Source organism: Pseudomonas sp. HMWF021, from assembly GCF_003061005.1.
Taxonomy (GTDB): Bacteria; Pseudomonadota; Gammaproteobacteria; order Pseudomonadales; family Pseudomonadaceae; genus Aquipseudomonas.
In genome coordinates this window covers 32,399-42,238 of record NZ_QAIK01000052.1, presented here as the reverse complement: position 1 = coordinate 42,238, position 9,840 = coordinate 32,399, and the positions used below count along the sequence as shown (strand labels likewise).

8 protein-coding genes are annotated in these 9,840 nt (G+C 60.1%); 1 reads left to right on the top strand and 7 read right to left on the bottom strand.

All coding sequences use genetic code 11. From position 1 onward, the window contains the following. Positions 1-84: 84 nt before the first annotated feature. The 3 genes from DBR18_RS06750 to DBR18_RS06740 all read right to left on the bottom strand — a co-directional run bounded on the left by DBR18_RS06750 (position 85) and on the right by DBR18_RS06740 (position 4,158). On the bottom strand, positions 85-1,602 hold the full coding sequence (locus tag DBR18_RS06750) for a glycosyltransferase family 39 protein (protein WP_108589764.1): 1,518 nt from the start codon (positions 1,600-1,602) through the stop codon (positions 85-87). Next, positions 1,599-3,320 carry a lipid IV(A) 4-amino-4-deoxy-L-arabinosyltransferase gene (gene arnT, locus DBR18_RS06745; protein WP_108589763.1) on the bottom strand — a complete coding sequence of 574 codons (1,722 nt, stop codon included), beginning with the start codon at positions 3,318-3,320 and terminating at the stop codon, positions 1,599-1,601. Before arnT ends, DBR18_RS06750 begins: the two co-directional genes overlap by 4 nt. A gap of 295 nt (positions 3,321-3,615) precedes the next feature. Then, positions 3,616-4,158, bottom strand: a complete 543-nt coding sequence (locus DBR18_RS06740) for a histidine phosphatase family protein (protein WP_256588593.1) — start codon at positions 4,156-4,158, stop codon at positions 3,616-3,618. Positions 4,159-4,612: 454 nt separating this feature from the next. Between DBR18_RS06740 and DBR18_RS06735 the strand changes: the two genes are divergently transcribed. Beyond that, positions 4,613-5,923, top strand: a complete 1,311-nt coding sequence (locus tag DBR18_RS06735; RefSeq protein ID WP_108589761.1) for a HAMP domain-containing sensor histidine kinase — start codon at positions 4,613-4,615, stop codon at positions 5,921-5,923. On the opposite strand, the gene DBR18_RS06730 is transcribed toward DBR18_RS06735, so the two are convergent. The 4 genes from DBR18_RS06730 to DBR18_RS30230 form a co-directional block, all read right to left on the bottom strand. Next, the gene (locus DBR18_RS06730) at positions 5,881-6,432 is read right to left on the bottom strand and encodes a membrane integrity-associated transporter subunit PqiC (protein WP_108589760.1); all 552 of its coding nucleotides are present in this window, start codon (positions 6,430-6,432) and stop codon (positions 5,881-5,883) included. The genes DBR18_RS06735 and DBR18_RS06730 overlap by 43 nt on opposite strands. Positions 6,433-6,448: 16 nt before the next feature. Beyond that, complete coding sequence (locus DBR18_RS06725; protein WP_108589759.1) at positions 6,449-8,104, bottom strand: intermembrane transport protein PqiB; 1,656 nt, start codon at positions 8,102-8,104, stop codon at positions 6,449-6,451. Positions 8,105-8,474: 370 nt separating this feature from the next. Next, positions 8,475-9,776 carry an FAD-binding oxidoreductase gene (locus tag DBR18_RS06715; RefSeq protein WP_108589758.1) on the bottom strand — a complete coding sequence of 434 codons (1,302 nt, stop codon included), beginning with the start codon at positions 9,774-9,776 and terminating at the stop codon, positions 8,475-8,477. Then, positions 9,773-9,840: hypothetical protein (locus DBR18_RS30230; RefSeq protein ID WP_371921074.1), on the bottom strand; the 68-nt coding region annotated here is incomplete at its 5' end. The genes DBR18_RS30230 and DBR18_RS06715, both read right to left, overlap by 4 nt.

Below are 9,840 nucleotides of genomic sequence, written 5' to 3'. Positions count from 1 at the left end.
AAAAAAACGTCAAAGAAGCCGTTAATACTTGTCATTGCCATTCAAATTTACCGCGACTCTCTACTTTTGTCTTAACGTCATCGCTCAGGAGTGGGGGATGTAGGCCACGCTCTGGTCTGCTCGCCCGTGGAATAGCTGCTCGCCACGGGTCGGGGTGGTGGTGATGACCTGATGGTCAGCCTTCAGCGCATCCAGTGGCACGGCGTCACCGGAACGGTATTGCGCCACGAAAATCGTGCGTTGCGGATCCCAGTGTTCACCGCTGTTGCGTTGCAGCCAGGCGATCAGCGCGGCTGTGTCGCCATTGTGTGGGAAGTCCTCGATCGTTTCCGGCACGTAGTAGAACGGTGTACCGCCGGTTTGCAGGTACATCGGCACTTTGTTGTCGACCTCGATCATGACCATGCGCCATTGATTCAACGGTGCCTGCTGACTGGCCTGTTCGCGTACCTGTTCGCCGAAACGGATGACACCGCCGCCGCTGTTGGTCCACGGGTAAAGCACACCCAGTACCGCGGCGAGCAACACAGTGGTGACAGCGAAACCGATCTTCAGCCCACGGCCTTCGCTGTTGCGGGCGGCCATGCGCCGGGTCACCCACCAGGCACCCAGCAATTGCGCGAAGGGCACCAGCGGCAACACGTAATAGCTGCGGCGACTGCCACTGGCGGTGAAAAACAGCATCAGCAGCGCGAGCCCTTGAATCAGCCAGCGGGTGTCCGGTTCGATGTGCTTCCAGTTGCGCGCGGCCACCCACAAGGCGATCAACCAGCACGGCGCCCAGGGCAGGGTGTAGACCGGCAGGTAGATCAGGTAGGTGTAAATCGGCCCGAACTGATCGAACGGCTGGAAAAAACGCACAACGTTTTCGCGCAGCACCAGGCCGAGGCCGCTCTGTTCGTAGTTGGGCGTACCGTAGAGGTGGGACAACAGGAACGGCGTCATGTAAAACGCCCCGGCAATCAATAGCGCGCCGAACAGCCGCAGGTTGAGGTGGCGTTTCCAGCGGTGTTCGCTGAGCAGGTGCGGCAGCAGCACCAGCCCCGGCAGGATGAAACCGATCAGGCCTTTGAACAGCGAGGTCAACGACAGCAAGCCGAAAAACACCACGTAGCGCCAGAACCGGGTGTCATCCGGGCCGCGCCAATACCACCAGACTGCCGCCAGTACACCGCACACGGTGAGAATGTCGGCTGTGGCAACCCGCGCCCAGAACACGAAGTAGAACGTGGTCGCGAGCATCCAGCCAGCGATCAGCCCGGTGCCTTTGCGAAACAGTTGTTCGCCGATCAGGTACACCAGCCACACGCTGAACCATGCGCAAATGACCGATGACAGGCGCAGCGACCAGTGCCCCAGCCCACCGGTGAACCACGAGGTGGCGGTGATCAGCCAGTACGACAGCAGCGGTTTGTCGTAATAAGGACTGCCCTTGAGATAGGGGTCGAAATAGTCGCCGCTTTGCAGCATCTGCAACGCGATGTTCGCCCAACGGGTTTCCGGCCCCCACAGCTCGCGACTGCCCAGGCCGAGCAATAACAGCAGGGCAGTCGCGGCCAGCAGAAGCAGCAACTGCCTCCGTTCAGTCCTGGTCCGGGTCATGGCTGGCTCTGGCTGAAGATGAGGATCTCGATCTGACCGCGACGGTAGTGTTTGCCGTCGATGGGCAGCAGCTCAAGTTGCTGCGCATCCGAGGTGCTGTTGACCCGCATCACCACGCCGACCGAGCCTTTTTTGCGTGCTTCGGTCATCCAGTCGCCTATGCCGTCGAGGCTGACCTTGCGTGACTCCATGGCCGGGTCATCGAGGCCGTACTTGAGCTCGCCAACGGTGTTGAACAGGTCCACCTGCGGACGGCGCAAACGCCAGGACAATGCTGAAGCTGCACCCAGATCGTTACTCAGCAACGAGGTGGTTTCGCTCAGTTCCTGCTGATGTTCGGCAATGAACTGATCCGGCATCTTGCTGTTGACGATGGTCGCTGGCATCGCGGCCGGCAGCAGTGCGACGAGCAGGCCGATGCCCAGCGCTGGCATCGCCCACAGCGCCAGAGGTCGCAAGGCTTGCAGCGAACCGGCAATCAGCCAGCCGAGCAGCACGATATAAGCCAGCGACAGGCTGAACATTTCGGTGTGTTCGTAAACTTCGCGGGTCGCTTGCAGATAGATCAGCGCGACCAGAGCGGCAATGGCCAGCACCACGTTGACCACACCGTTGATGCGCAAGACGCGGCCGTTCTGGCGCTCAAGCCAGCCCATCAGCGTGTGGCCCATCAACAGGGCCAGAGGCAGCAGGCACGGCATGATATAGGTCGGCAGTTTGCCGCTGCTCGCGCTGAAAAAGGCCAGCGGCAGGAGGAACCACAAGGCGAGGAAGGCGATTTTCGGATTGCGCTTTTCCCGCCAGGTACGCAACAGTGTCGAAGGCAACAGCAGCGCCCAAGGCAGGGTGGACGCAAACAGCAGCGGCAGGTAGAACCACCATGGCCGTGCGTGTTGCGCGTCTTCGCCTGCGGCAAAGCGACGGATGTGTTCATGCCAGAAGAAGAACCGCCAGAAATCCGGTTCACGCGCCTGTACGGCCAGAGCCCACGGCACGCTGACCAGTGCGGCCACCGCCACGGCCACCAGCCCATAGCGCACCAGCTCGCCGAAACGCCGCTGCCAGATCATGTAGGGCAGGGCGATCAGCACCGGCAGCATCAGGGCGAGGAAACCTTTGGTCATCAGGCCCATGCCACAGGCCAATCCCAACAAAGCCCAGCCGCCCAGGCGCGCACGGGGGGTACTGCTGTCGATGGCAAACCAGATCGCTACCATGCTCAGGTTGACCCACAAGGTGAACTGCGGATCGAGGTTGGCATAGCCCGCTTGCCCCGCGATCAGGCCGAAGCTCATATAAAGGAGGGCGCACGCAGCGCTGATTCGCGGGTTGTTCCACAGGCGACGGGCCAGCAACCAGGCCAGCCACACGCTGACCCCGGTACTGAGCGCCGAGGCGATACGCACACCAAACAGGTTTTCACCGAAGATGGCCTGGCCGATAGCAATCATCCAGTAGCCGGCAATCGGTTTTTCGAAGTAGCGAATGCCCATGAAATGCGGCGCCACCCAGTTGCCGCTCTGCAGCATTTCCTGGCTGATCTGGCCATAACGGGTTTCATCGGGAATCCACAGGCCATGGGTCATCAGCGGCAGCAGATAAAACACCACGAAGGCCAGCACCAGGCCGGGGATCGCAAAGCGTTCGATCAGGGTGCTCTGATGGAGGCGCGGCAAATTCAACGCCGCATGGTGCAGCGATTTGTTCTCAGACGTCATGACTGGACCTTGGTGCAGTACAAAGTGTGCGGTTCAGTGGCGGCCTGGCAATTTCCGTTGCAGGCGCGGCACCGGGTTGAATGAATGCAGAGGTGAGCACGGCCGATGGGCGTGTCCTGTATTCAGAGAACGGATCTGCTTCCAGCTTTAAGTTCTCCTTGAGAAGACAAGCTTTAAAATTAAATATTTCCAGTTCTGGAAAGTAAAAAACATTTCTTATTACAAATTTCATACACGCCAATACCCTGTGCCAAAGCATTGGCCGAGCCGTTTGTTGTTTGATCAAGTCTGATGATTACTTGGCCAATTGTTGCCAGCCGTCGGGATTCATGATGCCGATTACTTCAAGTTTTCCTTGCGCATCTATCCGGGCTAAAACAGAGCTGCCATATTCGGCGGCGACCGCACGCGGGTAACCCGTTTGCCTTTCGAAATCGGCGATGCAGCCGCTGTGGGTCACCAGGATCATGTTTTGCCCCGGCGTCTTGTGCGCCACCAATTCATTGCGCATCGTCGGGCCACAGGTTTCCAGCCATTCCGCAGCCACGGCATCGTGACCGAGCATGTAATGCGCAGTTTGCATGGTGCGCGTCAACGGGCTGCTGAAGAATTGGGTCTTTTCCAGGCCCAGTTGCGTAAAGCCACGGCCGACGTCGGCTGCAGCAATGCTGCCAGCCTGGGTGATACCGTCCGCCGGCCCCAGGCACGTATTGGTCGAGCGGTCGCAACGCTCGGTATGACGCACCAGTGCGACGACTTCGCCGGCCTGCCAGGCCTTCTCCCATTCCTGGGTCGCCGACGCGCTGGCATAGCGCAGGTTGGCGGGCGAGCGTTGCATCCAGACGAAGCCGCAAATCAGTGCGATCAGCAGTAACCCGACAGCAATGATTGCCCAGGTGCGCGGACGAGACAGATCCCATCGTTTGGACGCTGATTGTACTTGTACTAATTCAACCACAACGTTGCCTCTTGTCATTCCCGAGATCCATTCAGTCAACACGCAAAGTGCAACGTAAGCTCCAGGAGGTTAGTTACTTTACGGTGGTTTGCTTGAATGGCTGCTGAACACTACGTTCAGAGTCGTGGCGGGGCAGTGAAGAACATGTGAAAAATTTGCGAGAGATGCGCACGCATTAGCGGAAAAGGCTATTTGATAATTAAACTCAAATAGTCGTTTTGTTTGTTTTAAGCACTTAACAACAACGCCGGGCAAGGCGAAGCTGCGAGCTTTGGACAACCTCGTCGAGCCGCCCCTCGCAGCCCTGACATAAACACTGGAGTCATTGAACCGGATGGACCTCAAGCAAAGCCTCGCCAATCGGATTGTGATTGTGTTCGCCTTGATGAGCGCAGTGGTGGCCGGTGTCTTTGCGATGGGCATTGTGGCCACCGTGCATGTCGTCGAACACAAGCTGACCATGACCGCCCTCAGCGGCGGACTGCGCCGCTTGCTGGCAATGGACGACATCAACGAGTGGCGTCACGAGCCGGAAAAGAGTGAGCTGTTTTTTTTCGAGAATGGCCCGGGATCCATGGCGCTGACGCCACAACTGGCAGAACTGCCCGTAGGGTTTCAGGAGATCACGTTCAACGGTGATGACTTCTATGCGATGGTCGAGGCGGTCGGCGGACGCAAGTATGTGCTGTTGCGCAATCAGGAAAGCTTCGAACAACGCGAGCATCTGCTGTTCGTGGTGGTGATTATCGGGTTCATCCTCAGCGTCATGTTGGCTGTCGCGCTCGGCAGGCTGCTGGCGCGGCAGGTCATGGCGCCGGTGATCCGTCTGGCGGGGCAGGTACGTCATCGTGATCAGCTGATCGCGCTGGCGCCGGCGCTGCATCCGGATTACGCCGATGATGAGGTAGGAGAGCTGGCACTGTCTTTTGACCAGACCCTTGGCCGGTTACGTGAAACCCTGAACCGGGAAAAGCTCTTTACCAGTGACGTGAGTCACGAACTGCGCACACCGTTGATGGTTCTGGCCAGCTCCTGCGAGCTGTTGCTGGCCAACCCTTCGCTGGATCCGCGTTCCACCCAGCAGGTCACACGGATTGCCCGGGCCAGCGCTGAAATGCGCCAACTGGTTGAAACCTTTTTGATGCTGGCGCGCAAGCCGGAAGAGCTTGGCACCGAATCCACATGCACGCTCCAATCCATTGCCGACGCCCAGGTGGAAATCTGGGGGCGACTGATTCGTGAAAAAGGCTTGGAGTTCATCTACGAACCGCAACTGGCGGGCATCGCGCGTTATGACCTGACGTTTTTGCAGTCGGTCATGGGCAATCTGTTGCGCAACGCCTGGCACTACACCGATCAAGGTTTTGTCCGCTTGACCCTGCTCAAGGACAGCTTCGTGGTCGAGGACAGCGGCATCGGTATTCCGGAAGAGAAACGTCACGCGATGTTCCAGCCATTCGTGCGCGGTGACGAACAGCGCGGTGAGGGCCTCGGGCTGGGGTTGTCGCTGGTGCAGCGAATCTGCAGCCATCAACGCTGGCAGGTTCAGTTGGTGACTCGCGAACCGAACGGCTGCCGTTTCACCGTCACGCTGCTGGCGGCTCAGGATGCCGACGGACAGGTACGAGAATTGCCCGCCGCCTGATTGATCAGGGCAGCCAGGCGTTTGACGTTGTTCTGCTGCGCGGCCACCAGTTCGTCGATGCTCGGACCGGACGCTGTTTGCAAGGTTGAATGGCAGGTCAGCAGAGCATTATCCGCGGCACCGCTCGGACGCAGGCGCCACTTGACGTCGATCAGCCCGTATTGTCCGGGGATCGAATCAAAACGCTGCACATCGATACGCACCGAGACATTGCCGCGACCGCCGGTATTGCTCAATTGATCGCTCAAGGCACTGCGTAACTCATCCGCCAGACTCGCTCCCCACCACTGGGTTTCCAGAATCGCCAGGCCATTGTTGCCCTGACGGATGACGATTTGCGGGCGGTCGACTTGCGGCGGCACGCTGATCCCCTCGATCGGAATCTGCGCGCCGGCCCGGGATGCCGGCAGTTGCACCGGAGTCAGGGTGTGAAAGTTGATCGGCTCGCTACGGCAGGCGCCAAGCAGCATGAACGCAGCGAGCACGGTGATCTTCAGCGGTAAAGCCATGGGATAGCTCCTGTGCTCAATTGCGTGGCGGTCCTTTCAGATCCAGCGGCGCGGCGTTGTCGGGGCGACCGCGAATCAGCGATTCCGGATGGCGACCGAGATAATCCGACAGCTCACGCAGCGAGCGCGACATGCGCCCGAGTTCGTCGAGGGTCTCGGTGAGCTTCTCGCGCTGCGGCGAATCTTCGGCCAGGGTCGAACTGGCGGACTGCAAGGTCTTGCTGACGTCGGCCAGCGTGGTCTGCACGCTCGGCAGGGTTTTCGCGTTGAACTGGGTCAGGCCCTTGCGCAGTTCCACGAGGTTGCTGTCGAGGTTGCCGGCAATCCGTTCGACCGGCAGTTTGTTGAGCTTGTCGACCACCGCTTCGAGTTTTTCCTGCAACTGTTCGAGGCTGCCGGGCACGGTGGGCAAGACCACCGGCCGGGCGGTGGCGTCGAACGCGACTTTCTGCGCTTTCGGGAAGAAATCCAGCGCGATGTACAACTGCCCGGTCAGCAGGTTGCCGCTGCGGGCCTGGGCACGCAGACCGTTATCGACAAAGGTGCCCAGCAGGCGAATGCCGGCCGCTTCGTCGTTGGGATCGTGCTTGAATTCGGTCAGCATCTTTTTGTAGGCCTGCCCCAGGCGCTGCGGATAGATGACGATGCCGACGTTGAGCGGAAAGCTGCGTTTTTGCGCGTCGAAATCCAGGTTGATCCCGACCACCCGCCCAATCTCCATGCCCAGAAACTCCACCGGTGCATCGACCTTGAGCCCGCGCAGCGACTGGTCGAAACGCAGCACCATGTATTGCGCCTTGCCGTTGGGCGGGGCGAGGGCGGTCTGCTGATCGGCGAACAGTTCGAAGTCCTTGTCATCAGCGGCGGCAACGTCGTTGGGGCTGTAGTCCGGTGCACGGAAGGCAATGCCGCCGACCAGCATGGTGGACAGCGATTCGGTCTTCACCGCAAAGCCGTTGGCGCCGACATTGATGTCGATGCCGCTGGCGTTCCAGAACCGGGTGTTTTCGGTGACGAAGGCGTCGTTCGGCGAATGGATGAACACTTCGATATCCACGCCTTTGCCCTCGGGATTGAGGGTGTAGGTCACGACCTGACCGACCGGAATCTTGCGGTAGTAAACCGGCGAACCGATGTCCAGCGAGCCGAGGTCGGGGGCGTGCAGCATGAAGCGTTTGCCCGGTTCGCCGTAGGTGATGGGCGGCGGGTTTTCCAGGCCCTTGAACTGTTTGGCGCGGTTGTTGGCCTGGCCGATGTCGGCGCCGATGTAGTCACCCGAGAGCAACGTGTCGATGCCCGACACGCCGCCGGCGCCGATGCGTGGGCGCACGACCCAGAACTTTGAATCTTCGCGAGTAAAGGTTTCGGCCCGTTTGGACAGTTTGATGGTGGCCACCACGCTTTTCTGATCGTCGCTCAATTCGACGTCTGACACCTGGCCGATCACCACGTTGCGGTATTTGACTTCGGTCTTGTTGGCCGTGAGCCCACTGCCGGTCTTGAACGTCACGTTGATGGTCGGGCCTTCCTGCAGCACGTTGTGCACCACCAGCGAAATGCCGACCAGTACCGCCACGATCGGCACGATCCATACCAGTGAAATGCTGAAGCGTCGGGTCTTGATCGGGGCTTGGCCCGGTGCTCGTGGCTCATCGGCGGCTGACGACTTCATCCATGTCCTCCTCGGTTGATTGGGCACTGAGCGTCAGGAACGCAAAAGCACCTCATCAATATAGAAGTGCTTGGCGATAGAGCAAATTCACGGGCTGATGTGGATTTGTGCAGGAGCTGCCGCAGGCTGCGATCTTTTGATCTTTGAAATCAACATCAAAAGATCGCAGCCTTCGGCAGCTCCTACAGGGGTGGGGGGTAGCCGAGGATTTCGCGCAATGCCTTGACTGTGGCCGGCGTGAATCGCTTCGCCGGCCGGGACTCACGGGCTGATGTGGATATGTGCAGGAGCTGCCGCAGGCTGCGATCTTTTGATCTTTAAAATCAACATCAAAAGATCGCAGCCTTCGGCAGCTCCTACAGGGGTGGGGTTAGCCGAGGATTTCGCGCAGGCGATACCAGAACATGCCCAGTGCCAGCAGCGGCGAGCGCAGGGCCGGGCCGCCGGGGAAGGTCATGTGCGGCACTGCGCTGAACACGTCCATGCCCTGACTGTGGCCGGCGTGGATCGCTTCGCCCAGCAGTTTGGCGCACCAGTGCGTGACGTTGAGGCCGTGACCGGAATAACCCTGAGCGTAAAACACGTTGGGCTGCTGCTTGAGCCGACCGACCTGCGGGAAACGGTTGGCCGTGATGCCGATCTTGCCGCCCCATTGATAGTCGATGCGCACGTCAGCCAGTTGCGGGAAGACCTTGAGCATCTTCGGCCGCATGTAGGCGGCGATGTCTGCCGGATCGCGTCCGGAATAATGACAGGCGCCACCGAACAGCAGGCGTCGATCCGCCGAGAGCCGGTAATAATCGAGACCGACTTTCTGGTCGCACAGCGCAAGGTTGTGCGGGATCAGTTGCGCGGCGCGCGCTTCGGACAGCGGTTCAGTGGCGATGATGTAACTGCCGGCCGGCAGCACCTTGCCGCTGAGTTGCTGCTCAAGATCATCAAGGTGCGCGTTGCAACCGAGCACCAGACTGCCGGCGCGGACGCTGCCGGTGGCGCAGCGCACTTCAGCGGTTTCGCCATGGATGATCTGCAACACCGGGCTTTGCTCGAAAATCCGCACGCCGAGGGACGCTGCCAGGCGCGCCTCGCCCTGCACCAGATCCAGTGGGTGCAGGTGGCCGGAGCCCATGTCGATCAGGCCACCGGCGTAGCCGTCGGCGTTGACCACTTGCTGGCGGATCTGCCCGGGGCCAACCAGGCGGGTTTCGTGCTGGTAGCCGAGGTCACCGAGGCTGAGCTGTTCATCCTTGAACGCTGCGAATTGCGCCGGGGTGTTGGCCAGCTCGCAAAAGCCCCAGCGCAGGTCGCATTCGATGTGGTTGTCGGTGATGCGCTGGCGCACCAGATCCACCGAATCGATCCCGGCGCGTTGCAAATAATGCACGCCCTCGTTGCCGACATAGCGAGCAAAGCCCTCGACCTCATGGCCGATGCCGCGGATCAACTGACCGCCATTGCGCCCGCTGGCGCCCCAGCCGATGCGCCGGGCTTCGATCAACACCACCGACAATCCGCGCTGGGCGAGTTCGATGGCGGTGTTGACCCCGGTGAAACCGCCGCCGATCACGCAGACGTCGGCAGTGAGATCACCGTTGAGCACCGGCCAGGGCGTGCTGGCCCGGGCCGACGCAGCGTAATAGGAGCGGGCGTGTTCTTTGCTGTGCTGATTCATTTGTTCGACTTCACTTTGCTCCAGGACCGGGTCATCAGACGCATGATCGACTGGGGCGGGGTGG